At 53.0% G+C, this 25,713-nt stretch carries 23 protein-coding genes; 11 read left to right on the top strand and 12 right to left on the bottom strand.

Annotation, left to right across the window (positions count from 1 at the left end):
- The first annotated feature begins 5 nt into the window (after window positions 1–5).
- Window positions 6–2,093, top strand: coding sequence for a sigma-54-dependent Fis family transcriptional regulator (locus IEY24_RS09840; RefSeq protein WP_229221747.1), 2,088 nt, complete (start codon window positions 6–8; stop codon window positions 2,091–2,093).
- 170 nt (window positions 2,094–2,263) lie between these two features.
- Window positions 2,264–2,581, top strand: a complete 318-nt coding sequence (locus IEY24_RS09835; RefSeq protein ID WP_188931153.1) for a YciI family protein — start codon at window positions 2,264–2,266, stop codon at window positions 2,579–2,581.
- A 127-nt stretch (window positions 2,582–2,708) separates the two neighbouring features.
- On the opposite strand, the gene IEY24_RS09830 is transcribed toward IEY24_RS09835, so the two are convergent.
- The 8 genes from IEY24_RS09830 to IEY24_RS09795 all read right to left on the bottom strand — a co-directional run bounded on the left by IEY24_RS09830 (window position 2,709) and on the right by IEY24_RS09795 (window position 9,640).
- Window positions 2,709–3,059 carry a YciI family protein gene (locus IEY24_RS09830; RefSeq protein ID WP_188931151.1) on the bottom strand — a complete coding sequence of 117 codons (351 nt, stop codon included), beginning with the start codon at window positions 3,057–3,059 and terminating at the stop codon, window positions 2,709–2,711.
- Window positions 3,060–3,109: 50 nt separating this feature from the next.
- Window positions 3,110–3,337, bottom strand: coding sequence for a hypothetical protein (locus tag IEY24_RS09825; protein ID WP_188931149.1), 228 nt, complete (start codon window positions 3,335–3,337; stop codon window positions 3,110–3,112).
- Window positions 3,338–3,352: 15 nt separating this feature from the next.
- The gene (locus tag IEY24_RS09820) at window positions 3,353–4,231 is read right to left on the bottom strand and encodes a pirin family protein (protein ID WP_188931147.1); all 879 of its coding nucleotides are present in this window, start codon (window positions 4,229–4,231) and stop codon (window positions 3,353–3,355) included.
- 106 nt (window positions 4,232–4,337) lie between these two features.
- A complete protein-coding gene (locus IEY24_RS09815) occupies window positions 4,338–4,511 on the bottom strand; it encodes a hypothetical protein (protein WP_188931145.1) in 174 nt (57 codons plus the stop codon).
- A gap of 57 nt (window positions 4,512–4,568) precedes the next feature.
- Window positions 4,569–5,318: an SDR family oxidoreductase gene (locus IEY24_RS09810; protein WP_188931143.1), complete on the bottom strand. Its 750-nt coding sequence runs from the start codon at window positions 5,316–5,318 to the stop codon at window positions 4,569–4,571.
- A gap of 172 nt (window positions 5,319–5,490) precedes the next feature.
- Window positions 5,491–8,145 (bottom strand): sigma-54-dependent Fis family transcriptional regulator, encoded by a 2,655-nt coding sequence (locus IEY24_RS09805; RefSeq protein WP_188931142.1) that lies wholly within the window; start codon window positions 8,143–8,145, stop codon window positions 5,491–5,493.
- 144 nt (window positions 8,146–8,289) lie between these two features.
- Window positions 8,290–9,156, bottom strand: coding sequence for a hypothetical protein (locus tag IEY24_RS09800; RefSeq protein WP_188931135.1), 867 nt, complete (start codon window positions 9,154–9,156; stop codon window positions 8,290–8,292).
- A gap of 178 nt (window positions 9,157–9,334) precedes the next feature.
- On the bottom strand, window positions 9,335–9,640 hold the full coding sequence (locus IEY24_RS09795) for a recombinase family protein (RefSeq protein WP_188931133.1): 306 nt from the start codon (window positions 9,638–9,640) through the stop codon (window positions 9,335–9,337).
- A gap of 161 nt (window positions 9,641–9,801) precedes the next feature.
- Here IEY24_RS09795 and IEY24_RS09790 point away from each other — a divergent pair, with 161 nt between their 5' ends.
- Window positions 9,802–10,236 (top strand): hypothetical protein, encoded by a 435-nt coding sequence (locus tag IEY24_RS09790; RefSeq protein WP_188931131.1) that lies wholly within the window; start codon window positions 9,802–9,804, stop codon window positions 10,234–10,236.
- A gap of 16 nt (window positions 10,237–10,252) precedes the next feature.
- Here IEY24_RS09790 and IEY24_RS09785 read toward each other — a convergent pair whose 3' ends face one another.
- Window positions 10,253–11,635 carry a serine hydrolase domain-containing protein gene (locus IEY24_RS09785; RefSeq protein ID WP_188931129.1) on the bottom strand — a complete coding sequence of 461 codons (1,383 nt, stop codon included), beginning with the start codon at window positions 11,633–11,635 and terminating at the stop codon, window positions 10,253–10,255.
- 289 nt (window positions 11,636–11,924) lie between these two features.
- Between IEY24_RS09785 and IEY24_RS09780 the strand changes: the two genes are divergently transcribed.
- The 6 genes from IEY24_RS09780 to IEY24_RS09755 all read left to right on the top strand — a co-directional run bounded on the left by IEY24_RS09780 (window position 11,925) and on the right by IEY24_RS09755 (window position 20,896).
- Window positions 11,925–14,327, top strand: a complete 2,403-nt coding sequence (locus tag IEY24_RS09780) for an ABC transporter permease (protein ID WP_188931127.1) — start codon at window positions 11,925–11,927, stop codon at window positions 14,325–14,327.
- 125 nt (window positions 14,328–14,452) lie between these two features.
- A complete protein-coding gene (locus IEY24_RS09775; protein ID WP_188931125.1) occupies window positions 14,453–15,844 on the top strand; it encodes a sulfatase-like hydrolase/transferase in 1,392 nt (463 codons plus the stop codon).
- 70 nt (window positions 15,845–15,914) lie between these two features.
- On the top strand, window positions 15,915–19,118 hold the full coding sequence (locus tag IEY24_RS09770) for a histidine kinase dimerization/phosphoacceptor domain -containing protein (RefSeq protein WP_188931123.1): 3,204 nt from the start codon (window positions 15,915–15,917) through the stop codon (window positions 19,116–19,118).
- Window positions 19,119–19,124: 6 nt separating this feature from the next.
- Window positions 19,125–19,859, top strand: a complete 735-nt coding sequence (locus IEY24_RS09765; protein ID WP_188931121.1) for a LytR/AlgR family response regulator transcription factor — start codon at window positions 19,125–19,127, stop codon at window positions 19,857–19,859.
- Between the two features lie 71 nt (window positions 19,860–19,930).
- Window positions 19,931–20,167 carry a hypothetical protein gene (locus tag IEY24_RS09760; RefSeq protein ID WP_188931119.1) on the top strand — a complete coding sequence of 79 codons (237 nt, stop codon included), beginning with the start codon at window positions 19,931–19,933 and terminating at the stop codon, window positions 20,165–20,167.
- Window positions 20,168–20,230: 63 nt separating this feature from the next.
- Window positions 20,231–20,896 (top strand): peroxiredoxin, encoded by a 666-nt coding sequence (locus IEY24_RS09755; RefSeq protein WP_188931117.1) that lies wholly within the window; start codon window positions 20,231–20,233, stop codon window positions 20,894–20,896.
- A gap of 85 nt (window positions 20,897–20,981) precedes the next feature.
- Here the strand turns inward: IEY24_RS09755 and IEY24_RS09750 are convergent, their stop codons facing one another.
- From IEY24_RS09750 to IEY24_RS09740, 3 genes are all read right to left on the bottom strand, one after another.
- Entirely contained in the window at window positions 20,982–21,848 is an 867-nt protein-coding gene (locus IEY24_RS09750) for a phosphoenolpyruvate hydrolase family protein (protein ID WP_188931114.1), read from the bottom strand.
- 50 nt (window positions 21,849–21,898) lie between these two features.
- On the bottom strand, window positions 21,899–23,122 hold the full coding sequence (locus tag IEY24_RS09745) for a Tm-1-like ATP-binding domain-containing protein (protein WP_188931112.1): 1,224 nt from the start codon (window positions 23,120–23,122) through the stop codon (window positions 21,899–21,901).
- Between the two features lie 103 nt (window positions 23,123–23,225).
- Window positions 23,226–24,485, bottom strand: coding sequence for an Hsp70 family protein (locus IEY24_RS09740; RefSeq protein WP_188931110.1), 1,260 nt, complete (start codon window positions 24,483–24,485; stop codon window positions 23,226–23,228).
- Window positions 24,486–24,664: 179 nt separating this feature from the next.
- Between IEY24_RS09740 and IEY24_RS09735 the strand changes: the two genes are divergently transcribed.
- Together IEY24_RS09735 and IEY24_RS09730 are read left to right on the top strand one after the other, a co-directional pair.
- A complete protein-coding gene (locus IEY24_RS09735; RefSeq protein WP_188931108.1) occupies window positions 24,665–24,886 on the top strand; it encodes a tautomerase family protein in 222 nt (73 codons plus the stop codon).
- Window positions 24,887–24,904: 18 nt separating this feature from the next.
- A complete protein-coding gene (locus IEY24_RS09730) occupies window positions 24,905–25,651 on the top strand; it encodes an SDR family NAD(P)-dependent oxidoreductase (RefSeq protein ID WP_188931106.1) in 747 nt (248 codons plus the stop codon).
- Window positions 25,652–25,713: the final 62 nt, after the last annotated feature.

Below are 25,713 nucleotides of genomic sequence, written 5' to 3'. Positions count from 1 at the left end.
GATCGATGCGGATGCTTAGAAACGAAGAACTTGCGGAAAAAGAGCGGATCAATGACGCTTTGCTCGAACTGAGCAACCGGATGGTGAAAGTCCGTGACCGGAAGGACCTGTTGCACGTCATCAATTCGGGTTTGCGGAAGGCGATCAATTTCACGGCCTGCGTGATGACCATACTCGACGAGGTGCACCAGACCTACAACGCTTTTCTGACGGATCCCGAGTCTAAATCCCGTGACTACGCAGCCTATAACGAGGCCATCAGTACGCCTTACCCGGTCGGAGACGGCATTTACGACGTTGCAGCCCGGTCGGAGGAGCCGGTGCTGTTCGATATGCGGAACTTCGATGTCGAAAATGCGCCGGTGTGGTTTAAGCTGCATTACGCGGCCGGGGCGCGGGAAATGCTGATCAAGGCCCTGCCAGGCGAAGACGTCCGGAGGCACAGTCTGATCCTTTTTTCTGATGAAACGGGCACTTTCGACGATTGCGCGGTGCACATTATCGAGCGCATTGCCAGCCAGCTGTCGACAGCGGCCAGCAATATCACAGCTAACGAAGAGATTCTCAACCGGGAAAGCGAAAAGTCTTTTCTGCTTGATTTCAGCCAGAATATCGCCGCCGTGCGGACAAAACCTGATCTCGAAGCCGCCATTTCCGACGCCCTGGAACACTTGCTGAGCACCCGCCTGGCGATGATCAGGGTGATTGAGGATGATGGGGTGACATTGACCCCTTACCTGTGGGACATTTCGCTTTTTGCCGGTGTAATGGATATGTTCGATCAGCTGGCCAACCGTCGGGCGACGGTCGACGAATATTTTTTCGCGCAGGTGCTCGCCAGCAAGGAGCCGATCGTGATCGACATTGCGGAGGAGGAGCGGAAAGGCAACAGCCCCAACTACATCGCGTTCTGGAAACGGTTGGGCCTGAAAAACGTGTATGCGGCGGCGTTACGCGTGGGTCAGGAAAATCTCGGAACGATGTTTTTTCTATCCGATAATCTCAATTTAAACCTGCTCAAAGGCCTTTGTGCACAGATTTCCATTGCCATATCGAATATCAGGGCCAATGAAAAGATATTGGCCTACAAGCAATTGCTCGAAATCGAAAACGATCAGCTGAAAGAACAGATCCGGACGATCTACAATTTCTCGGAGATCGTAGGCAGCGGTCCCGAAATGCAGGAAGTTTACCATTTAATGTCCCTCGTGGCCGATTCGGCTTCGACCGTACTGCTCCTTGGCGAGACGGGCACGGGAAAGGAGCTCATCGCCCGCGCTATACATAGTGCGTCGCCGCGCAGGGACAAGCTGATGATCAAGGTCAACTGCGCTGCATTGCCGGCCAGCCTGATTGAAAGCGAATTGTTCGGCCACGAAAAAGGCGCATTCACCGGCGCGGTGGAGCGGCGGATCGGTAAGTTCGAGCTGGCCGACCAAAGTACGCTGTTCCTGGACGAGATCGGCGAAATGCCCCTGGAAGCGCAGGTGAAGTTGTTGCGCGTTTTGCAGGAAAAGGAGCTGGAAAGGATCGGCGGAAAAACGACCATCAAAGTAGACGTACGCATTATCGCTGCCACCAACCGTAACCTGGAAGAAGAGGTGCGGGCGGGGCGGTTCCGATCCGACCTTTACTACCGCCTCAATGTATTTCCCATTGTACTTCCGCCGCTTCGCAACCGTCGTGACGATATCGTCCCGCTGACGCATTTCTTTGTAGACCGTTACAATAAAACTTCCGGCCGGAAGGTAACCGGTTTTTCGCCCCGGGTAATTCAGGAGTTGCAAGCTTATCCGTGGCCGGGCAATGTCCGCGAGCTTGAACACCTCGTCGAGCGCAGCGTGTTGCTGAGTGAGGATGCCATAATCCGCGAAATTCATTTACCTAAACTAAGACCGGAAGAGAAGATGCCGGTGGCGCCGCTTAGCAGGACACTCTCGGAGGTGGAACGGACCTACATTATCGAGGTATTGAGGCAATTTCAAGGTAAAATTTCGGGCATGGACGGCGCTGCCGAATTCCTCGATATTCCAGCTACCACCCTTCATTCCAAAATCAAAAAACTAAAAATCAGCAAGGCGGATTACTTCTGAAGCCTGAACCCCAAAGTGCCGCGGTATTTCGCCTTTGCGTCGTCAAATGGCTGAATATCGCGGCATATTGCATTATGCCCGGTAGGTAACTTCCTTGTAAATAGCTGGTTGGGTATTTGGCACAACGCTTGCAGCTTGGTGTACTCTGACATCTTAGCTACACAGAAACAATGGAGTTCGTATTGGTTTTCAGAAGAGATCATCGAAGCACTGCCCCGCAATTGGAAGAGGAAGACCTGCTCATGTATCGCAAGCATTGGCAAGACTGGTATCTGAGCCTGGCAGCTTCCAAGCGGCTCGCAAGGCCGGTTCAGCGATGGGACGCGCAGGGGGTTGCCGTTAGTCAGGAAGGGGTGATGGAAAACGCAGTAGTCGTTGAAGGGTTGATCTTCATCGAGGCCAGTGATTATACCGAAGCCGCCGAAATAGCCAGGGATTGCCCGATACTGCTTTTGGGAGGGTGCGTGGAGGTTCTACAAGGTAAATGAACCCTTCTGAAAATGAAATGTCAGCCTGAGCGAAGCCGAAGGCAGGCCATACCGTAATATGAACGTCCCGTATGACGCTTCGACTGCGCTACGCATGACGATTCGATCAGGCTGACATCTCAAAGGTTTACTGCACGGGCGGGATCGCCATACGGACTTCCACCGAAGCGCCGAACTCGATAATTGGGCAGCCGCTCGCGATTTCAACCGCCTCATCATAGCTCTCGGCCTGGATCAGGAACAGCCCGCCGATTGACTGCTTGTTTTCGACAAACGGTCCTTTGCTGATATCATTACCTTTTTTGATAACGCGGCCGTCCATGTCCCATCTTTTGGGAGGCGCTACCAGACGGCCTTTCGCACCAATGCCGGCAACCCAGTCCTGGTAGGGTTTGATAGCCGCTTGCATTTGTGCGGGAGTAGGTATCGGATCGGAGCTGGTAATGTCTCTGTGGATCGCAATCAGGAAATCATTCATTGTTTTGAAAATTAAATGGTTAGTAAAAAAATAAAAGGTCAAAAAATAGCTTAATAGCGGGCTCCTACATGCAGGATCTCCCGGGCTTCCTCCAGGGAATAGTGGGCGGTAAGGTCTGCTTCCTCGATCATTTCCAGCACCTGGTCGTCGGTGAGCGGGGTAGCGGTGGACGATACCGGATCGAGTTCTATGAAATGCCCCAAAGCGAGGTCTTGGAGCATACTGATGACGGCCCCGGAGCAATCGCCGGGTAGCACTTTTACATGGTACTGTTGCATGGTTTGGCTGGGAATTTAGGTGGCTAAAACAACTGTTCTGAGGTTCCCTTCGATGCGGATGAAGCCCATTCGGCCTTCTTCAAAATCCGATATGGCTTTTCCGAGCTCTTCTTCGGAACCCATGACCATAGCTCCTGCCGAGAAGATCGGCTCGCCGAGGGGTTTGCCGCTCAGCAGGATGACCCGTGCGTCGGAAATTGCGGTCAACGCCAGTATTTCTTGCCGGTCGGAGCGGCCCGCGGCCAGTACCTGGCCGGTGGTAACGATCCAGGATTTGTGGTCGTTGGCGAAAACGGCTTTCCCAGATACGACGTAAATGGTCGCGGTCCACCCCGCCGGCAGGTCATGCCGGAACGTATGATCCTGTTCAATGGTGATGTCGAGGAATGTCAGGCGATCGGGTGTTTCAGTGGGGTTGCTGCCGGCTTCGGTGCGCCCGGTGACCACTTTCACGGCTGTCCCTTTTGTGCTTACTACGGGCATGTCGCGGCTGTCGATAAAGAGCGCCTGCGGCAGCAGCTGCTTGCGGCTCGCGGCCGTGTTGACGAATATCTGCATGCCGTGTACGCGGGAGCCTTCGGGTACGGGAAATTCCGTGTGGACGATGCCCCGCCCTGCCCAGGTCCACATCAGGCTGCCGGGCGTGATCATGATGTCGGTCCCAGACGAATCAAGATTGTGGTAATGCCCGGAATCTTCAAAAAGATAACTCACTGCCGACATACCTGCGTGCGGGTGCGGGCCGAAAACATCGGACGTCAACTCGAAATGGTCGAAACCGATCAATGGATCCAGAAGGCCATTGAAATGGATCGAGCGGACTTTCCTCGCTGCAAACTGCCCGTCACCCGAACTAACGGTTTGAAATACCTTGGATACCTCTAAATGCTTCATGACTGAATTTGAAAATCTGTACTATACTAATCGTTCCGGTAGGGACTAGCCGACCGCTGACGGCCGATCATGTTCGGCAACTTGCCGTCCGCAACTAGCCGGTGAGTTACTGGTCGTCGTCGAGCAGTTGCTCGTGCATCCGGAGTGCATCGTCCATGAACTCGCTACCTTCGAAGGTATGGTCTTCATGATGGTGAACCTCTGTGGAGAGTATCTCGACCTCGTGTTTGTAGTTGTCGTCGGTGCCATTATCGTGGACCATTTGCATAAACAGGTTCATAATCGTAGTTGTTTATGGTTTAGAAATAAACTGAGAATAGAATACGCACTGTAAACGCTATACGTTAACTGCCTCGAACCAATCTGCGAACTTGACCGAACCCACACGTGCGTCGCCCGCAGGGAGCAGTACCACATCGGAGAGAAGAGCGCCATAATACCGTGCCTGGCTGTCTGTCACCACCGAGCGGGTGTCGCCTTTCAGGTTCAGGAACTTCTGTACCAGCTCGGCGAGCCTGAAACGTTCCGGTCCGGCGATTTCAATCACCCCGTTGTGCGGCGTATTGAGGGCAACTTCCGTCATAGCCGAGGCTACATCATCCGATGAAATAGGTTGCACATAAGTTGCCGACAGCCGCACGATCTGGCCCTGCGTGGCAGCTTGCGCAATACCGCCCAAAAACTCGAAAAACTGCGTGGAATGCACAATAGTGTAAGGCATACCCGACTCCCGGATCAGCTTTTCCTGCGCGATCTTGCCCCGGAAATAGCCGCTGTCCGAAAGCAACTGCGTGCCCACCACCGACAATGCGATGTGATGTTTCACGCCGGCTTCCTTTTCGGCCGCCAGCAGGTTGCGGCCCGAAGTGGTGAAAAAATCGAGCACAGCCTGGTCTTCGAAAGAAGGCGAATTGGCCACGTCGATCACAATGTCCGCGCCTTTCAGGGCTTCCGCCAATCCTTCGCCGGTGATGGTATTGATACCCGTTGCGGGTGAGCCTGCAATGACCTCGTGGCCCAGGTTGATAAGGTTATTGACGACTTTGGAGCCGATCAGGCCGCTTCCGCCGATTACAACGATTTTCATGAGTGTTAAAGATTTTGGTTTGAAAACACTTTATAAAGATCAATCGTCGTGCCAAGGTATTAATATACTAATAATCAGTTGTTTGTGTGTTTGTTTGTATTAAAAATCACGCGATATTTCGCCTAATGACACACGTCGGCTTTAAATATCGCGTGATTCGTTCCGGACAAAATCACTCTGCCAGGTACTGGCGTTTGGTGATGCCGAGCTTCTTGATTTTCGAATGCAGGGTAGTGGCAGGCATACCCAGGTACTCGGCGGCGCCGCCGCGGCCTGCGAGCTTCCCGCGGCATCGCTTGATGGTCTCGATAATGTGCATGCGCTCCACGTCTTCCAGCGTGCCCAGCATGGCCACTGGCTGCACTTCGGCACCTGTGTTTTTGTTGGGCAAGTAAACCTCCCGGATCATGGGCTCAGTCGATAACAGGACACACCGTTCCATCAGGTGTTCGAGCTCGCGTACGTTGCCCGGCCAGGGGTAGCTGGTGAGCTCTTGGAGTACTTTGGGCGAAATTTTCCTGACCTTTCGGCCGGTAGCCTTGCTGTAACGGTCCACAAACAAATGCGCGAGGGGTATAATGTCGTCACGGCGGTCGCGCAGAGGCGGTAGGTGGATCGGGAATACGTTGAGGCGGTAATAGAGATCGGAGCGGAACCGGCCGGCTTTTACTTCCTCTCCCAGGTTGCGGTTGGTGGCGGTAATGATGCGGACATTCACTTTGATGGTCGTTTTTCCGCCGATCCTTTCCAGTTCCTTTTCCTGCAAGACGCGCAGCAGCTTCACCTGTGCTTCGAGGGGCATTTCACCGATCTCATCAAGGAAAAGCGTACTGTTATCCGCCAGCTCAAACTTCCCGATGCGGCGTTCCACTGCGCCGGTAAATGCCCCTTTTTCGTGGCCAAACAATTCACTTTCAATGAGGTTGGCCGGTAATGCGGCGCAATTGACCTTGATCATCAGCTTGTCCTTTCGGGGAGAAGCACTGTGAATGGCCCGGGCGATCAGCTCCTTGCCCGTGCCGGTTTCGCCGGTAATAAGCACAGTCGAGTTCGATTCTGAAACCAGGCTGATCAGGTCGTACACCTGCTGCATTTCCGGCCCGCTTCCTACGATTTCGTTGAAATTATAGGTCCGTTTGATCTGTTCCTTCAACTGGCTGTTCTCCATTTCGAGCATTCTTTTGTAAGCCAGTATCTTTTCGTTGGCCTGTATGTTGGCGATAGCCGTGGAGATTTGCGAGCAAATGCCTTGAAGCAGCTCGCTTTTCAGGTTGTCGGTCAGCAGCCAGATTGTGCCGAGGTCGGCCTGGGCGCTGCGCAGCGGTGCCGCGAACATATATTTCAGCCCGGTTTTCGCCCAGAGCTGCACAAAAGGGTTGTCGGGGCACGCTTGCAGTTCTTCCGCTACTTTCAGGATCAGACGATCTTCCGCAGCGAGCACCCGGGTGGCAGTCGGCTCGTGTATGGTATTGGAAGCCGCCACGAGCGCGTCGAATTCTTCGGACGCGTTTTCAAAAAGCGTCCTGTCGTACATAAACGGCTTCAAAGTGACATTATCATCCTCGATCAGGTTGATCATCGCCAGCTTGACATTCAGCACGCGGTTAAGCACTTTGAAAACCGCATTCTTCAAATCTTCTTTGGTACGTACACGCGCCACTTCATTGCTGAACCCCAGCAGAAAGGTCTTCTCGCGTTCCCGATCGATGATTTCCTCTGCGGCCAACACATTGGACATGGCGACGGAAATTTGGGAGCCGATGGCCTGTAACAGCGAAAGATTGGCCTGCTCGATGCCCAGCCACAGCACACCCAGCGTCACATCGCCGTTCCGCAGGGCAATACCCACCATCGTTTTCAATCCCATATCCTGCCACAGGACCAGGTACCGGCTTGTAATGCCCCGCCTGATTTCGGCGTCTATGTTGACTTGTAATGGGATACTGCTGTCGAGCACGCGGTCCTGCAAGCCGTCATAGATAGGGAACTGGCTTTGTGTCAGTTCAATCATTTCAGCTTCGGACACATTGGTAACTCCCAGGTCATGGACATAGGTCGTCATGGTTTCCTGGTCGGCGTTGATCCGCCGGATGCCGAACCCGCGCATGAGGTTGAACCGGATGAGTGTAGTCCGCACGGTACCGGCAAGCTCCTCGCGCGTACGCACGGCAGCCAGGCCAATGCTGCATTCAAGCAGGATTTCATTGATCCATTCCTTTTCCCGGATCTCGTCGTTCTTGATAATATTGGTAACCGCGCTGGAAATTTGCGGTGCAATGCCTTCAATAATGCTGATGAACTCTTCCGTTATACTGCCGGGCCGATCGGTGTACATGTGCAGGAAGCCTATTGTTTCATTCTTGCTTTTCAAAGGCGTCATCAGGATTTCCCGGATGCCTCCTTCATAGTTAACCCGCAAAAAAGAAGGGCTGCCAGGCAGGTCCATGATATCTTCCATCCAATACAATACAGGCTTGCCGGCATCGAGTACGCCCTCGATGAATGCGCCGCGAAGCGGAAAATCCGAATCAACCAACCTGGCGTACGAGGGGTGGGTCTGGATCGGCGACGAGACCGGATCGAGCAAAAAGGGACGATACGAGGTTCGTTCCGGGTCGATCAGGGTCACAATCGTATGTTTGAAATAGAAAAGGTTTTTAATGCGGGAAGAAAACAGGATAATCAGGTCGGTCTTGTCGCGGATCTGCGTGATGTCGTCGCTAAGGTCGAGCAATATTTTCCGCTGCTTTTCCAGGAACTCCTTGGTTTTGAGGTCCGTTTTTGGCGCGGCTGACACGTCGTTCCCGTTTTGTGTAGTTGTTTTCATGATTAATGATAGTTGCCGGCCTGTCGGTTTCCGGCAGAAAGTGCTATGCCGGTGACGGTAGCATTTATACTAATTTAATAAAAGTCGGAATGCAAAAAGGCTACCCGGGCAGGGCAGCCACGAACCCGCGGTGAGCGGCCGCTTTCAAAGTTCGTCAGCCCAATTGGACAGAAAGCGTTGAATTTCCGCCTTGGCAGGGACACTACTCCCCTCGGGAACCGAGCCGGAAGTGGCAATGCCCAGCACAAGGCAATGCGCTATCTCCATATTGTTTTTCAGGCCTAACGCATATCCCTCGATGAAGTTGGCACGCTCCTGCTCATTGTGTACGTATGCGGGCACGGGAGGGCGGGTGAGTTCGAAATACGAATCCTGCGTGATTATTAGTGCTTTGTCTTCCGAATAGACGATAAGACGCCGGATGTCCAGGGTCTGGAAAATAGCGCGGTAACGTCCTCTGGCATCGGGGTCGTGCGTATCAAACTCCGACTTGCCGCCGAACAGGATCGACCAAAGGCCCGAGGCTTCCCGCTCATCCAGTGCGAGCGTCACATTGCCGCTCCGCGTGAAGCTGCCCATTACATCCAGAATTTCATCGACGTCGAAAAAATGACTGCTGGCAGGGTTGCCGAGATAGAAAATGAATTCCCAGTCATTACGCGCCAGGGGGCGGATCACGTCGGCGAGCAGGCCATACCAGAGATCGGCGGCCTGATGAACGTCCGTCCAGTCGGAAAAAGGAATGACGCGGCTATTGGAAAACAGCACTTTGAGTTCCTCTATGCCGATTTTTGAAACGACATCGCGCCATCTGGCAGCCTGACCCGTGCCGCCTGCATGGCTCGCTACTGCTACGGTCGGCCTGGCCCGGATTCCCATCGATCGCAACAGGGGAGCGTTTTCTTCGGCAGCAGGTGCGAAGTCGGTTTCCCCGAGCAGCCCCACGGCCTGCAAGACCGCATACAGCATCGTGCGCGTAGCATTGTCCGGTAAAGGTTGACGGTTCATCATATTAAGTTCTGGATAGGATGCTCTTATGGGGACAATACTCATGCCAAAAGTTAAGATGATGATTATCAGTGCGGATTTTGAAATGGTTATAAAAAAAGGCACGGTATTTCGTCAAATCCCTATCGGGTTACGAAATACCGTAAATTTTGTAGCAATGAAAGACCGACGGGGATGGCTCTTAATGTGCCGCCTCCGAGCAGTAGTGCGCGGTGTCGCGCAGCGTGTCGAAGTCTTCGTCAATCGAAACAAAATGGGCGCACTTGCGTCCGGTCAGAATAAGTACATTCAGAAAGTTCGTTTCTGACCCGACGTGGCTGCTGTGGCAAAGTATCAGTACGTCTCCTTCTTGAAGTCCGTCCAGCAGTTCCGTCAGGCGGGAACTACCGCCAGCTTCCGATTCTCTTACTATTTTGTGGCACCCGGCCGTTTGAAGTTTTTCTAAAAAAATGTCCTCTGCCCCGAATGGCAAGTAGCCTATAAACATTCCGCAATGTAATGATGAGCGCTAAAAGTAGGGCAGGGCGGCCCGAAGGCCCATTAAAATGGATTAGAAAAAAATTAAAACCTTTGATTCTGTCAAAATATTTATAATATTTCTGGGAACGTTCATGCGTTTCGAACAACCCCTCTAACAGCATCCATCATATGAATTTGAATGAAATACGGGCCGAACTGGTCACGAAAACCGAACGCAAAATCCAGGAAATGAAGGCCAGAAGTATTATCCTGCCCGAACGGAGGGCGGATATGTGCGAACTTTGCGATCAGCTTTCGCAGGAAATTTACGATTTCGCAGTAAAGACCACCATTCAGATCGCCGATCGGCACCATCTCCACGGCCGGGCGGCCAATTTGCTCGACGAGCTGCATGAAGACATTCACGCCCTCACCAACGGGGCACTGGACATCGTGGTAGCCGCGTCGGCCACACGGGGACCCGGCGCCGGAAACTCCCCAAGCCTGCAACCGGCAGACAGAAAGCGCCGGACAGCCCCTGCCGCCCCCAAATTCTTCCAGGTACTTTACAGTTGGTTCAAAGGCTTGCGCGGATACAAACAACCCGCGGCTACCTGCTACTAATTTCGGGGCCATTTGGCTAATGTGCCGCCTGATCCAGTATCGAGCGGACAATCTTGTTGTCGGGATCTTTCCGAATGGCTTGCTGCGCATATAAAATCGCGAGATCGGTTTTACCCTGTTGTTTATACGCTTCGGCAATGAACTGGCAGGCGATGGCGTAATCCTTATTCTGCAAGTCCAAGAGAAGACCAAGCGTAAATACCCTGATGGCGTCGTCGATCCGGTTGCGCCGCATAAGGAACTTGCCGGTATTGACAAGGTCGCCGATTTCGAACGATAGGTCGTAGAAGTCTTTCTTCTGCTCCCTGGCGGTCCGGTAAAACGCTACGCCGGCGTCGAAATCGGCGAGCATTTCCTCGCGTAGTTCGAGGTATAGCGAACGTTTGGGAACGGTGTAAGCCGCATTGTCGAGGATGGAAAGGATAGCGGAAGCTAGCTGGCGGACTTTGAAATTCTGGTTATTCGTCATCAGTATCACGAACCGGTCTTTTTTCAGATCGTGTGTAATAAGTGCTTCGTAGTTGTAATTAGAGCCGTGATGCTGATGCCAGACCAATTCGCCCTGCTCGAACTTCGCTTCGCCCAGGCTGCTTTCGCCTTCTCCGAAATGCTGCGAAAGTTGCTGAACGGAGGCTTTGCCGACGAGTTTGTAACTGTCAACAGCCGACATGAAGCGATAAAGGTCTTCCACCGTCAGCCGGGGCCAGCCGGTGGTGGTTTCGCGGGGCTTTTCGTTGACAAATTTATTATTGAAAGCCACCGCCATCGTGGTATCGTTGATAGGGAGGTCCATCGCGGTATGCTTCATTTCGAGCGGTTTCAGGATGTTTTTCTCCACAAAAGCATGGTACTTCAAACCGGAGACTTTTTCTATGATCCGTTGTTGCAGGTACACGTTGGCATAGCTGTATATGTACGACTTCCCGGGGGCATTCGCGAGGTGTTTTAGTGCCAAAAGGTCATTCAGGACGTCCTGGTCGGTATTTGCCGGGTTACCGGGTAGTCCGCTGGTGTAATTGAGCAGGTGGGCGATCTGAATGCTGTCGGCCCAGGCGGGCAGTTCGGGAAGGTACTTACGTATGTGGTCGGTTACCGACAGCTTTCCCTTTTCCGCGAGGAGCATGACCGATATGCCGTTGAATTCTTTGGCGACGGAGCCGATGTCGAACCGCTTTTGCTGGGTTAGTGGATATTGCCTGCTGCCGTCGGCGAACCCTACGGCCGCTTTGTAAATGGTTTGCCCTTTGTTGACGACTATAACATTTCCATTAAAAACACCGATCCGATGGGCTGCCTGCATCAGGGAGTCGATGCGCCGGGAGAGTGGGTCGGTTTGGGCATAGAGCGGGCTGGTTAGTAGGGTAGAGAAAAAGATGATCCTGAGGAGATTGTTTTTCATACAAATATGGCTGATTAGATAAATGCGGTCATTCAAGGATTATGCCAAATTGTAACCTGTTGACCCAGAGTGTATTTTTAAACTAATGCGATGTTCGGAAGCGAACGGGCCTGTCCGTTTTCAACTCAGACCGGCCGTGCAGCCACGGACGTGTGCGTCCGATTTCGGACAAGTTGTTTTTATTAAATTGCTTATTTTCAATAGATTATTTCCATGGCATACATTTGTTGGTGTCCAGCCGAACCGACATTCTATCTCCTTGCCTTACCACGGCCCAAATGCAAACACCATGTTCAAAAACTATCTTAAAATAGCGTTCCGGAATCTGACCAAGTACAAAGCTTTCAGTTTCATCAACATTTCCGGTGTATCACTCGGGCTGACCTGCTTTCTGCTCCTTGCCTTGTATGTAAAGGATGAGCTGGCTTACGACCGTTTCCACGAGCATGCCGACCGCATTTACAGGCTCAACCGCACGTTCCTGGCCAACGATGGCACCGAATCGCTTCGTCTCGGACACGCGGCACCGCCGTTCGGTCCGCTGGTGAAGCAGGATTTCCCGCAGGTAGAACAGGTGGTGCGTTTACTGGAGACCGGGGCTTTGGTTAAGTACGGCGAAAACCGGTTTTCGGAGGAACAGATGTTTGCCGCCGAAGCGAATATCTTTAAGGTCTTTACCTTCAAAATAGACCGCGGAAACCCCGATAAGGCACTCGAAAACCCTTTTTCGATCATGTTTTCAAAACCTATGGCGGAGAAATATTTCGGAAAGGAGGACCCGGTTGGTAAAGTGGTGCGGCTGGACAACCAGTTTGACTACACGGTTACGGGTGTTTTCGAGCCGCTTCCTTCTCAGTCGCATTTCCATCCCAATTTTCTGGTATCTTTCTCGACCCTCAACGACAACCGTATTTATGGTGCCGAAGGGCTTCGCACCAACTGGGGCAACAATTCATTCTCGACTTTCCTGCTTTTACCGAAGCATTACGACGCGCAAAAACTGGCAGCTTCTTTCCCCGCATTTCAGAACAAGCACGTCGGTCCCAATACATCAAAATATTCGGTGCTGACGCTTACGAAGCTCACGGACATTCACCTGCGCTCTCATTTAGATTCTGAGATAGAGGGCAACGGAGACATTCAATATGTGTACCTTTTTTCGGCGATCGCGATCTTCATTTTGATGATAGCCTGCATTAACTATATGAACCTGGCAACGGCGAAATCTGCTACACGTGCGAAGGAGGTCGGAATGCGGAAGGTCATTGGGGCCGTACGTAGTCAGCTGATCAACCAGTTTCTGAGCGAATCGGTGGTGCTGGTAGTGATTTCCGTCGTACTTGCATTTGTAGCCGTGGTCCTTTGTCTTCCGCTGTTCAATAATTTTACGCAAAAACAGCTCTCTGTTTCCGCATTGCTGGACCCATCTTTCCTGGGCATCCTGCTGGGCATTACCGTCTTCACAGGGCTGGTAGCGGGCAGTTATCCGGCATTTTTCATGACGGGCTTTCAGCCTATCGCAGTTTTGAAAGGTAAAATAGCCACCGCCCTGAAAAACGGAAAATTGCGTCAGACGCTCGTAGTAACACAATTTGCGATCGCCGTGACGCTGATCATCAGTACGACGGTCGTTTATAACCAGATGCGTTACATTCAGAATTACAAGCTGGGTTATGCCAAAGATCAGGTGATCACTTTCGGTATGCCCGATGATTCGACGACCGACGTCGAGGCGATCCGACAGCGTTTCAAGGAACATGCGGGCGTCAGGGAAGTGGGCCGCTCATCGCGCATTCCGTCTGGCCGTTTGCTCGACTCCTGGGAAGCCTATGTGATGAAAGGCGATTCGATGGCGCCCACGGAAATCAGTATCAAGTCTCTTTCCGTGGACGAGGACTTCATTCCCGCTTACCAGATCCGCATGGCGGCGGGCCGTAATTTCTCCCGCCAGCATCCGACAGATCGTACCAATGGCTTCATATTGAATGCGACTGCCGCCCGTTTGCTGGGCTGGAAAAACCCGGAAGAGGCCATCGGCAACCGCTTTGGTTATGGCGAAGTGAGGGGGCAGATCATTGGCGTAACTACCGACTACCATTTCGAATCGCTGCACCAGAAAGTGGCACCGATTGTGATGTTTTACCAGCCTGGCCGCCTCGGGCGCGTGTCGGTGCAGGTAGCGGGCGGCAATATTCAAAGTGCGATCGCACACATCGGGTCTGTGTGGAAGGAACGTTTCCCCGACGTGCCATTCCAATACGAATTCCTCGACCAGCGCTTCGGCAAGCTTTACGCACGCGAGCAGACCCAGCAGTTGCTGTTTGGCATATTTGCGGGCATTGCCATTCTCATTTCGTGCATGGGGCTCCTCGGGCTCTCGATGTTCATGGCCGAGCTGCGGACGAAGGAAATCGGCGTCAGAAAAGTACTCGGCGCTTCGGTACCGAGCATTGTGGGGCTGCTTTCGAAAGATTTTCTCAAACCTGTCCTCATTGCCATTCTCATAGCATCGCCCATTGCCTGGTACGGCATGAAAAACTGGTTGCAGGATTTTGCCTACCACACCGATATCAGATGGTGGGTCTTTCTGCTGGCCGGGGCCCTGTCGATCGCCATCGCATTGTTCACCGTCAGCTTCCAGAGCATCCGCGCTGCCCTGATGAACCCGGTCAGGAGTTTGAGGAGTGAGTAGCGACTGCTCAAAACCGCTAAAAATTCAAGTCTATTCTATGGATTTAGTATATTAGCAATCTTTGGTTTAAACCGCGGTAGCCTTTTGAAGCTGCCGCGGGGTACGGGAATGCAGTAGGACATCACATGGACGGGACCAGACTAGCAAGGTTATTAGCGGGTATTGTATTGGTATTGAGCTTGCTGCCGGTATTTGCGCAACGCCGAGCAGGTGCAGCACAGTCGCCCCCGAACATCATCATTATCCTTACCGACGACATGGGATACGGCGATGTCGGTGCTTATGGTGGACGTTTTGTTCCTACACCCAATATCGACCGGCTCGCAGCCAGCGGTCTCAAACTAACGCAATATTATAGTGGCGCCCCCATTTGCTCGCCGTCACGGGCCAGCATTCTCACCGGTATGCAACCTGGAAAATGGAACTTTACCACCTTTTTGGATTCAAAAAAGCACAACAAAGACGCTGAGCAGATCGACTACCTGAATACGGAAGCACCTTCGATTGCCCGCTTTTTCAAGCATTCAGGGTATGCAACCGGGCATTTCGGCAAGTGGCACATGGGCGGTGGGAGAGATGTTACCGACGCCCCCGGTTTTGTGCAATATGGCTTCGATGAGCACGCCAGCACCTACGAAAGTCCGGAGCCGGATCCCGCAATTACGGCTACAAACTGGATATGGTCTGAAAAAGACAGCATTAAAAGGTGGGACAGAAGCCGGTATTTCGTGGACCGGACGCTCGATTTCATGAAGCGGCACAGAGAGCAGCCGTGTTTCGTGAACCTCTGGCCCGACGACGTGCACACGCCGTGGGTGCCTGAACCGGAAACCGGGTACGCCGGTAAATCTCCGGTGAAGCCCCAGGAAGAAGCGGCATTTAAGGGGGGGCTCAAAGAATACGATGTGCAGATCGGCCGCCTGCTCGACGGCCTCCATGAACTCGGGCTGGCCGAAAATACCATCATTATCTTCACCAGCGACAACGGCGCACTCCCTACTTTCGGCGGAAAGCGTAGTGGTGGCCTTCGTGGATCTAAGCTTTCGCTGTACGAAGGCGGCATTCGTATGCCCTTCATAATCTGCTGGCCAGGGCGTATTCCGGCCAATCGAACCGACGACCGTTCGGAACTGCACGCGACCGATCTTTTGCCTACATTATCGAAACTTGCAGGTGTGAAAATTCCCGAAAGCTACCATGGCGATGGGGTTGATCGGTCGGGGATGTTGCTGGGGAAGCCTTCGTTGAGAAAAAAGGAAATGTTTTGGGAATACGGGCGAAACGACGTTGCTTACAACTATCCTAAAAACAACGACCGCAGCCCTCGCCTCGCTGTGCGGTCGGGCGAATGGAAGCTGTTGATGGACGCAGACGGCACCAGGTTGGAGCTTTACAATATCGTAAAGGACTCCGCCGAAACGACCAATCTTGAAGCTACCGAGGAAAAACTTACGAAGGAACTGAGCGCCAAGCTGGTTGCCTGGTGGAAATCGCTTCCAAAGTTGGGTGATAATTAATTAAGCCAAGCTATTCAACCCGTGCTGAAATTTCGGCTATCTTGCCGCATTCACCTCAAAGCAGTCGTCATTGGCACATCGTCGGGTTTGGAAACCTTCCTCGCGCCGTTTCCGCATATTCTGGTTGCTGTTGCTCCTCCCGAATGCCCTCACAGTACTCGGGCAGGGCGATTCCATACGTTCCAATTTGGAATACACTATTACCAAACGGCTGCTTTCCGTGGAAAACGGGTTCGCGTCGCACGAGGTGTTTTGCGGGGTGCAGGATTCTTCCGGCTTTCTGTGGTTCGGTACGCGTAACGGACTCAACCGCTTCGACGGAAGTAATTGTCTGCTTTTTACCCGCCAGCGAAACAAATTGCAAGAAAACAAGGTAGTGCAGCTGGCGGTCGACGACGCCAACCGCCTTTTCCTTCAATATGGCAGCGCCGGTTTTCAGCTTACAACCATCGGGAAGGTCGATGTGATGGATGCCAACACGCAGGAGGTAAAAACGCTGACAGCGGCTTTCCCCAACCTGCCTTTCAGGGAACGGGATGTTTACTGGATCGCCAACGACGGCACCGGCGAGATCAGCTTCCTGACCGCCTCGCCCTTCCGGTATTGGCGGTATTCTTCTAAAAAAGGTTTCAGGCTGGTGCTGGAAATGAAAGGGTGGGTGAGGCAGGATTCGCTCTTAGATTACCGCACCACAGGGCCCGTGAATACGTTTATTCAGGGGACGGCGCATTTGAAACTGACCAACCAGCAGGTACAGTATGTAGTGAAAGGCAAAAAGGTGACGCCGTTCCGCCAGCATCAGGTGCTACGGTCGTTGCCGATCGGTTTGACGGAGCAGCATGAGCTGCTGATTACTTACAATACCGCAACGGACATTGACAAATTCGCCGTGGACAAACTGGACAGCAATGGCCAGCTTGCACCGGTTCAAAACCTTGATCCATACCACCTTGACGAGGTGAAGGGCCGGTACTGGTTCCAGGTGTGGCCGGCTACCGACGGGCAGGCAGCAGCTTTTTATATTGCCACCGACGCGCTGTACCTCTGGAATAAGCATGCTTTTCTGAAGGTGACTGGTAAATCGGAATTGAAAGGCTTTGAAAACCTGTTCATATACCGGCTTTTTCCCGACAGGCTGGGGAACCTCTGGCTCTGTACTTCATCGGGTGTAATGCAGCTGACTATTAAAAAGAACCGTTTCAAACCCTATTTCTCGACCAGCCAGCAGGCATTGGAGCCGAACGGACAGGCCCGCGGCATTTTCGCTGACGCGCGCGGCAACGTGATCGCGAATGTATGGGGGCACACATTTATCCAACAAGGCGTTCGCATTCAGGGGTTTAGCCATCACTTCATCAATTACGGGCTTGCCTGGCATGGCGGTGCATTGTATACCGGGGGCTTTGCGTTGTCGCGGTACAACGAAGCACAGAAAAGGTTTATCGGCTTTCCGATGGCGCCCCCGTCGGAGATCTGGTCACTTTATTCGTTGAACGACAGTCTTTTATTACTTGGTGGTATCAACGGGTTTTCGGTGTTCAACACCACTGCCAACCGCTTTGATCCGCTGCCGTCATCTGATGCACCGGAAGCCAGGTTTGTCTACCGTTTTTTGAAGGATAAAGACGGGGTAATATGGGCAGTGGCCGAAAACGGGTTGTTCCGGCTCAATACGATTTCGGGGCAAAAGCAGCTGCTGCAAATGGCCCGGCTGAAATCGCCCTTTCTGAATGGGCTAAGCCTGCTGGATGCCTGGCAGGATCCCGACGGTGTGTGGTGGCTCGCTACGAACGGGGAAGGACTTTACCGCTGGAACCCGAAGACAAACCTGTCGCGGCAGTTCAATATTACGGCGGGCTTCCCCTCCGATGTCCTATACCGCATCGAGCCGGACGCATCCGATAACCTCTGGATCAGCTCCGACTATGGCTTGATCCGCTTCAACCGCAGGAGTTTTTCGATTAATACCTACACCACCACCGACGGTATTTCCCACAACGAGTTCAACCGTACGTCGTCCTTTAAAGCCAGCGACGGCAAGTTGTATTTTGGAGGCCTGAATGGCGTGACCGGCTTCGATCCCCGTGATTTCGAGACAGACACTTCGCAGTTGCAGGTGCCTTTGCGGGTGATCGCATTCAACCAGTTTGTCGGCTCGGCCAATGAGCTGGTCAACAAAACGGGCGAGCTGCTGCGTAATCTCCCAATCGTGCTCGAACCGGACGACAAGTTCTTTACGCTGGATTTTCAGTTACTGGATTTTGCCAAAGACGAGGGGCATCGCACCGCCAGCCACCGGTACGCCTATCTGATCGAGGGGCTGGATAAAAACTGGGTGTTCATCAATGAAAATTCGGTTCGGATAAGCGGTTTGCCTTACGGTGATTTTGTGCTGAGGATCAGAGCGCAGAACAGGGAAGGTGCCTGGAACAAGGAGGAGCTGGCCATTCCGTTGAAAGTTTTAAAACCCGTTTACCTGGAATGGTACTTTATTATGGCAATGGTACTGTTGACCGGAACGACGATTTACCTGTTTATCAGGTTCCGGACCAAACAACTCGCACGCGAAAAAAGCAGGCTGGAAGAGACTGTTAATGAGCGGACAATGCAGTTGAAACAGTCGCTTTCCGAGCAGACGGCCCTGCTGCTGGAAAAAGATGTGTTGATGAAGGAAATCCACCATCGCGTCAAAAATAACCTGCAGGTGATTTCAGGCCTGCTCGAATTGCAGGGCAAAAGCCTGACCGACGAGGCTGCCCGGGAGGCATTGGAGGAAGGACGAAACCGTGTACGGAGCATTGCATTGATCCATCAGAACCTCTATCAGTTCGAAAACCTCAGCAGCATTGACTTAAAACGTTTCATCGGGGATTTGTGCCGCCAGGTCCAAAGTGTATTTCAAAAAGAAAAGAAGGTTTCGTTGGCTGTCGATGTTCCTGAGCTCCACCTCGATATAGACTCTGCGGTTCCTTTGGGATTAATTTTGAACGAATTGTTGTCAAATTCGTTTAAATATGCGTTTGAATATGTGACCGATGGTAAAATATTGGTAACGGTCCGCATTGTTTCGGAAGGGCGGTTCCAGCTGATCTATTCGGACAACGGGCCTGGCCTGCCGGCAAACTTCGACCTGAAACGGGCGACAACACTCGGTTTGCAGCTGATCTATGACCTGAGTCGGCAAATTGGCGGACGTGTGCATTATGAAACCCGGAGCGGCGGGGTGTTTACCATCAATTTCACCAATCGCGATGTGCGTAAAAATCAGGACTAAACCCTAATGGCAGAATTAAAAATAGGTATTGTTGAAGATGAACTGGTGATAGCGCGCACGATACTGAGCACGCTGGAAGAGCTGGGTTACTCGCATTGCGGCCCGGCGATCAACTACACCGAGGCCCTCGAAATGCTCGAAACCGACAAGCCGGACCTGTTGCTGCTGGACATACAGCTTTCCGGCCGGAAAGATGGCTTTGACGTGGCCGAACGGCTCAATGAGACCTATAAACTGCCTTTCATTTTCCTTACGGCCAACAGCGACATCGAAACCATCGACCGCGCCAAGAAAGTGAAGCCGCACGCGTACATTGTAAAACCGTTTACGAAGGAAGAGCTCTACGCGGCGATCGAGATCGCTTTTCATAATTTTACGGGTGCCCAAACAAGCGGCAAGGCTAAAACACCGGCCGCATTCACGACCAAAAACTTCCTGTTCGTAAAGGACGGCTACGTGTTCCGGAAGGTATTTTTTGATGAACTACTTTACCTGGAAAGCGAAGCTAACTACGTCCTGCTGCACCTGGTGTCCCGGAAAAAGATCATGGTACGCTCCACGATTAACGACTTCACCGACCAGCTTGAACCGGGCCGGTTTGTCCGCATCCATCGCCGCTTCGCCGTGAACAATCATTTTATCGAAGACATCTTTCCCAACGAACTTACCATCCGCGGCGAAAAACTGCCGATCGGCAAGTCGTATAGGGCGGAATTACTTCGGGGGTTGGGGATTTTTTGACCGCCGACGGCTGACCTTCTTCCCGAACCTCCCCGCATTCGTCCCACCGCACAAGCGTTCGTCCCTTTTTTTTGCCCTTGCTCTTGCTGACGCCCATTTTTGGCGTCGCTGTGGGTTTGCTCGATCTGGATAAAATTATCATTAAACGGAACTTCTTCGGGATACGCTGTACGATTTGCGGCGGGAACCTGGTTGTTTACCCGAAAATGAGCTTCGCCGGCCGCCTGGCGAAGATTGCGTCGCTGGGCAAGCTCCAACCCGAATGTTACGAATGCGAAGCCTGCAAAAAACGCTACACGCTTTTCTGACGGCCCGACCGTACCTCTAAATAATCATCATCCATCCATTAACCTTTTAAATTTTTATATACCATGAGTTTGAGAATAAACGACATTGCTCCCGATTTCCAGGCCGACACCACCCAGGGTACTATCCGGTTCCACGAATGGATCGGCGACGGCTGGGCCATTCTTTTTTCACACCCCAAAGACTTCACGCCCGTATGTACGACCGAGCTGGGGTACATGGCTAAGCTTGCACCCGAGTTCGCGCAGCGCAACTGCAAGGTTATCGGCCTGAGTGTCGACCCGGTGGATAGTCACTTAAAATGGGAGAAGGACATCGAAGAAACACAAGGCCACGCGGTGAATTACCCGATGATCGGCGACCCTGACCTTGCAATCGCAAAACTGTATGACATGCTCCCGGCCGATGAACCCGGTACTTTCGAAGGCCGCACCGCCGCTACCAACCAAACCGTTCGCTCGGTATTCGTCGTTGGCCCGGACAAGAAGATCAAGCTGAACCTGACGTACCCGATGACCACCGGCCGCAATTTTCATGAAATCCTGCGCGTCCTCGACTCCATGCAGCTCACTGCCCAACACAAAGTTGCCACACCCGCGAACTGGCAGGACGGCGACGAGGTGATCATCGTCCCGGCCGTATCCGATGCCGAAGCAAAAGAAAAGTACCCACAAGGCTGGAAGACGGTGAAGCCGTATTTGAGGTATGTGGCACAGCCGGAGAGGGAGTAGTGACGACTGACGGCCGGCCGCGGATCGCCGACCACTTGACTTATTTCGGCAGATGCTTTTCAACTGACTCAGCAGTCGGCCGTCATCACCCATTCCCCAACGTCAACCGTTTAAAATCCCGCGTCAGTTCGGTGAGCGATTGCTCTATCCCCATGCGTTCGAGGGAAGATGCGCCCACAAAGCCGTGGATGTCGCTTTTCGATAGTACTTCGCGGACGTCCGCCGGGGTATTCACGGGTCCGCCGTGAGCGAGTACGAACACATCGGGGTTGACATTGCGTGCCGCATCGCCGATTAGCTGCGTGCGTTCAATGGCTTCGTCCATGCTACAAGTAGCATCTACTACGCCGATAGAACCGCCCACAGTAGTGCCGACGTGCGCAATGATCGCATCCGCACCTACTTCTGCCATCTGGCGCGCCTCTTCGGGCGTAGCCACGTATACGATCGAGAAAAGATCCATCATCGTCGCCAGCCTGATCATCTCCACCTCTTTGGCAAAACCCATCCCGGTTTCTTCCAGTACTTGCCTGAAATGCCCGTCCACAATGCTGTGGGTAGGGAAGTTGTTGACGCCCGAAAAGCCCATTTCCTTTACTTTCAGCAAGTGGTGCCACATTCGGCGGCGCGGGTCGGAGCCGTGTACACCGCATATTACCGGTATTTCTTCCACCACGGGCAGTACCTCGAACTCACCGATTTCCATGGCCACTGCATTCGCGTCGCCATACGCCATCAGGCCCGCCGTAGACCCATGACCGGCCATCCGAAAGCGCCCTGAATTGTAGATGATAATGAGGTCGGCACCGCCTTTTTCGATGAACTTGGCACTGATACCCGTGCCGGCACCAGCTGCAATGATTGCTTTTCCCTGGTCTATTGTAGCTTGCAGACGGTCTTTTACTTCCTGTTTCGTATAGGGATTTCCCTTACCTGTCCATGGGTTAGGCATATTGTTTCGGTTCTGGTTATTTAATGATAAGACTCATTTATTTTTCTTTACTATTTCTGCATTAGGCCCAGCAAAGTTTCTACCAGCAAATGGGCAAATGCCGGGTCGTTGATGTGCGTATTTGCCTCGGTCACCGATACGTCGCCGGATACATGGGCCCGGATCGCGGCAAACAATGCCTCGTCGGCTACCGGGTTATGAAAAATCCCCCCTTCCGAGGCTACTTGCGAAATGCCACGCAGCGGTAGCACAACGGCAGCAGGTACCGGCGACCGGCTTACCTTGCGCGCCAGGCGCTCACCCAGGATCGCATTCTCGCGCTCATCCGTACGCATGAGCGTCACGTCGGGCGCCCAGCTGTACAGCTGCCTAGCCACGAATGCGTGCGGGATGGTGTCTGGGTGGGCAAAGTTGACCATATCCATACAGCCCGGCACCACTACTTGCGGAATGCCCATATCTGCCGCAGCCGTGAGCCTTTCGGGCCCGGCGCTGCAAATGCCGCCACACAAATCGTCGGCCAGCTCGGTGGTGGTAATGTCGAGCACCGCGTCGAAACAGCCTTCGCGAATGAGCGATTCCATCGTCTTGCCGCCTACGCCGGTGGCGTGGAAGGAGAGCACTTCGTAGCCGGCATGGGTGAGGAGCTCGGTGCATTTGTCGACGCACGGCGTGGTGTTCCCGAACATACTGATGGCAATGCTGCGCACCTTTGTGCTGGTGTCAACGGTTTCGACATTAGCCATTGCGCATATTGCCGCAGCGGCTTGTGCTACCAATTGTCTTAAAATATGGTTCATTCCGGCCACGTCCACCACGGACGGGATCAGCATAACGTCCTTATCGCCAATCTGCCGGGAGAGGTCTTTTGTGGCCAGGGTCGTCAGGCAAACTTTGGGCACGCCGAATGGGATGCCCTGCATGGCCGAAAGTGCAATGTAAGTGCCTCCACCTCCTCCCATCCCGGCCACAGCTTTGATTTTTCCTTCGGCATAAAGTTGTGAAACCAGTTGCGAAGCGCCCCGGCCCATGACATCGATCGCCTTGCCCCGGTCGCGGTCGCGGCGGAGGTCGGAAATATCGTGGCCAGCTTCGGCGGCGACACGATCGGCTTCGAAGTCGACGGGAAACGCCTTTGTAGTTCCAAAAATGCCTGTATTGACACTAATCACCGTTTCGCCGCGTCCGATAATGCAATTCCTGAGGTAGGAAAACACGTCGCCCTTGGTATCAAAACAGCCGAGTATTAAAATGCTTTTGTCTGAAACTGCCATAATGCAAGTATAACCAGATATCGGTATCCGAAGCAAACCCGGGCATGGTTTTACCCATCGACCTAAAATCGGTGGAAAGCGGCGCAATACCCCGGCGCGTTTATCAGGAGAACCGGCTGCGGGCGTCGTAGGCTAATCCTAGTCCTACGCTCGATAGCTTGTTCTCTTCCGACCACTCGGCGGCAGGGAACAGTTCGCGGAAACGTTCCTGGATGAGCGGGATTTCCGTGGAGCCGCCGGTCATGATCACCAGGGCAATGGCTTCCGGCGCGATGCCCGCGCTTTGCAAGCATTGCTTGGCCGCGTCGATAATGCGCTGTGTTTTGGTGCTGATCGCTTCATTGAACACTTCGCGTTCGACGTTGATCTGTAAGTTTTCGTCTATAAATGGGAGGGAGGCCACATAGGCGTCGCTTTGCGTGAGGCCGATCTTGATGTTTTCGGTTTCGGCAAGTACTGCGTGGCCGCTTTCCTGTTCCAGGACGCTGATGAGCCTTCCGTATTTCTCAGGCGAATGCGTTTCGCGGAGGAGCTGCTTGGCCTGGAATATCGTGCGGTTGGTGTACAGGAAGTTGACCTTGCTCCATTCCGAAAGGTCGAAATAATGGTAGGACGGTACTTCGAGGTTCTTGGTGCCGTAGGTTGTGCGGAAGCCCAGCTCCGGCATCATGCGTGCGAGGCTCAGGTCCTTATCGAAGTCGTTGCCGCCGAGTCGCACACCTGTGTTGGCCAGAATATCACCGCTGCGGTCGTGTTTGCGGGCATTGTCTTTGGAAAGACGGATGATCGTGAAATCGGAAGTCCCGCCGCCGAGATCCACCACCAGGGCGAGTTTTTCGCCCGTTACCCGCGCCTCGTGCGCAAATGCAGCCGCGATCGGTTCAAACTGGAAACCGACATGTTCGAAACCCAGGCTTTTAGCGATCGCCTTCAATTCGTTTTCCGCGCGTTCGTCGGCAGCAGGGTCGTTATCGATAAAATGCACCGGCCGACCCATTACCACATGTTTCAGTTCGGTGCCGGTGTCGGCTTCTGCCTTCTGCTTCATCTGGTCGAGAAAAGCGGCGACAATCTGGTCGAATTTCATCAATTCACCATTCACCATCGTACCCTGGCGCATGGCGGGTGTTCCGAGCACGCGTTTCAAACTTCGCATTAACCTGCCCGGGTGCCGGCCCAGGAAACGTTCCATGGCTGCGCGGCCGAAGAATGCCTCGTTGTCCTTTCGTGCGAAAAACATCGCGCTGGGGATCGTCTTATGTTCGTTTTCAACCGGGATCAGGAAAACGTCGTCTTGGTTTGCTATTGCGAGGCTGGAATTGGAAGTGCCGAAATCGATGCCGCAGAAAACAGGAGTTGTCATTGTATTGGAAAATTGGGGGCGCAATTTCTCACTATTTGCCCGGCAATGCAAATGGGAAGGACGATACTTGTGATGTATGTCACGTAATGGTCTGTCGGCAACCGGGTTCCTTTGTATGGTCAAAACGGAGTAAGGAATTGACATCAAATGTATTGATAACCCTTTTAAAGACAGAAATCATGCCATATGTAAAAATTGAGGTAACCCGTGAAGGGGTTACCCGCAAGCAAAAACAAGAACTTATCGCCGGGGTAACGCAGCTGATCACCGAAGTCCTCGACAAAGACCCCCAACTGACCCACGTGGTAATACAGGAGGTGGAACTGGACGACTGGGGCTACGCCGGGGAACAGGTGTCGGTGCTACGCGAAAAAGGTATTACAGCAAACAGAAATCAATAACAAACCTGACAAATCATCGTGAAAAAGCAAACAATTATCGTAACCGGCGCGTCTACGGGCATCGGCAAAGCGGTAGCAATCCTGTTTCTGGAACATGGCCATCATGTGGTCATCAACTCGGCCAACGCGGATAACCTCACCGCGACGTATAACGAGCTGGGTAACCACGACCGCCTGGTGATGGTACCGGGCGACATCAGTAAAAAATCGACCGGCCAGTTGCTGGTCGATACGGCAGTTCGCGAATTCGGCGGCGTGGATGTGCTGGTGAATAATGCGGGTGTATTTGAACCGCGTAATTTTCTCGAAGTAGACGAAGCGCATCTGGATTATTTCCTCGATATCAACTTGAAGGGGACATTTTTTACCAGCCAGGCGGCGATTACCCAAATGCTGCAACAAGGCGACGGTTCGATCATCAACATCGGTACCGTGCTGGTGGATCACGCGATCGGCGGCTTCCCTGCAACTGCGCCCATTTCGAGCAAGGGAGGCATTCATGCATTGACACGCCAGCTCGCCGCGGAATTTGGCAGAAACAACATACGTGTGAACGCTATCGCACCAGGCATTATCCGCAGCCCGCTCCAAGCGAAAACGGGTGTGAGCGATGCCGACAGCCTTGCAGGCCTGCACCTGGTAGACCGCATCGGAGAAACGGAAGACGTTGCCCAGCTCGCATTGTACCTGGCCGGCAGCAACTTCATCACCGGCGAAGTGATCAACCTCGATGGAGGCCATGTTGCCGGGCACCATATTGGTTAAAAACCATGGATGTGAATGTAATTCAGGCGTACTGGCTTTGTTCCGGTACGCCTGATTTTTTG

It is taken from the genome of Dyadobacter endophyticus (assembly GCF_014641595.1).
GTDB classification, from domain to species: Bacteria; Bacteroidota; Bacteroidia; order Cytophagales; family Spirosomataceae; genus Dyadobacter; species Dyadobacter endophyticus.
This window is presented reverse-complemented; position numbering and strand designations above follow the sequence as displayed.

Coding starts and splice junctions, on each gene's coding strand:
- IEY24_RS09840 (WP_229221747.1), top strand. CDS start 6: ATGCGGATGCTTAGAAACGAAGAACTTGCGGAAAAAGAGCGGATCAAT.
- IEY24_RS09835 (WP_188931153.1), top strand. CDS start 2,264: ATGGAGTTCGTATTGGTTTTCAGAAGAGATCATCGAAGCACTGCCCCG.
- IEY24_RS09830 (WP_188931151.1), bottom strand. CDS start 3,059: ATGAATGATTTCCTGATTGCGATCCACAGAGACATTACCAGCTCCGAT.
- IEY24_RS09825 (WP_188931149.1), bottom strand. CDS start 3,337: ATGCAACAGTACCATGTAAAAGTGCTACCCGGCGATTGCTCCGGGGCC.
- IEY24_RS09820 (WP_188931147.1), bottom strand. CDS start 4,231: ATGAAGCATTTAGAGGTATCCAAGGTATTTCAAACCGTTAGTTCGGGT.
- IEY24_RS09815 (WP_188931145.1), bottom strand. CDS start 4,511: ATGAACCTGTTTATGCAAATGGTCCACGATAATGGCACCGACGACAAC.
- IEY24_RS09810 (WP_188931143.1), bottom strand. CDS start 5,318: ATGAAAATCGTTGTAATCGGCGGAAGCGGCCTGATCGGCTCCAAAGTC.
- IEY24_RS09805 (WP_188931142.1), bottom strand. CDS start 8,145: ATGAAAACAACTACACAAAACGGGAACGACGTGTCAGCCGCGCCAAAA.
- IEY24_RS09800 (WP_188931135.1), bottom strand. CDS start 9,156: ATGATGAACCGTCAACCTTTACCGGACAATGCTACGCGCACGATGCTG.
- IEY24_RS09795 (WP_188931133.1), bottom strand. CDS start 9,640: ATGTTTATAGGCTACTTGCCATTCGGGGCAGAGGACATTTTTTTAGAA.
- IEY24_RS09790 (WP_188931131.1), top strand. CDS start 9,802: ATGAATTTGAATGAAATACGGGCCGAACTGGTCACGAAAACCGAACGC.
- IEY24_RS09785 (WP_188931129.1), bottom strand. CDS start 11,635: ATGAAAAACAATCTCCTCAGGATCATCTTTTTCTCTACCCTACTAACC.
- IEY24_RS09780 (WP_188931127.1), top strand. CDS start 11,925: ATGTTCAAAAACTATCTTAAAATAGCGTTCCGGAATCTGACCAAGTAC.
- IEY24_RS09775 (WP_188931125.1), top strand. CDS start 14,453: ATGGACGGGACCAGACTAGCAAGGTTATTAGCGGGTATTGTATTGGTA.
- IEY24_RS09765 (WP_188931121.1), top strand. CDS start 19,125: ATGGCAGAATTAAAAATAGGTATTGTTGAAGATGAACTGGTGATAGCG.
- IEY24_RS09755 (WP_188931117.1), top strand. CDS start 20,231: ATGAGTTTGAGAATAAACGACATTGCTCCCGATTTCCAGGCCGACACC.
- IEY24_RS09750 (WP_188931114.1), bottom strand. CDS start 21,848: ATGCCTAACCCATGGACAGGTAAGGGAAATCCCTATACGAAACAGGAA.
- IEY24_RS09745 (WP_188931112.1), bottom strand. CDS start 23,122: ATGGCAGTTTCAGACAAAAGCATTTTAATACTCGGCTGTTTTGATACC.
- IEY24_RS09740 (WP_188931110.1), bottom strand. CDS start 24,485: ATGACAACTCCTGTTTTCTGCGGCATCGATTTCGGCACTTCCAATTCC.
- IEY24_RS09735 (WP_188931108.1), top strand. CDS start 24,665: ATGCCATATGTAAAAATTGAGGTAACCCGTGAAGGGGTTACCCGCAAG.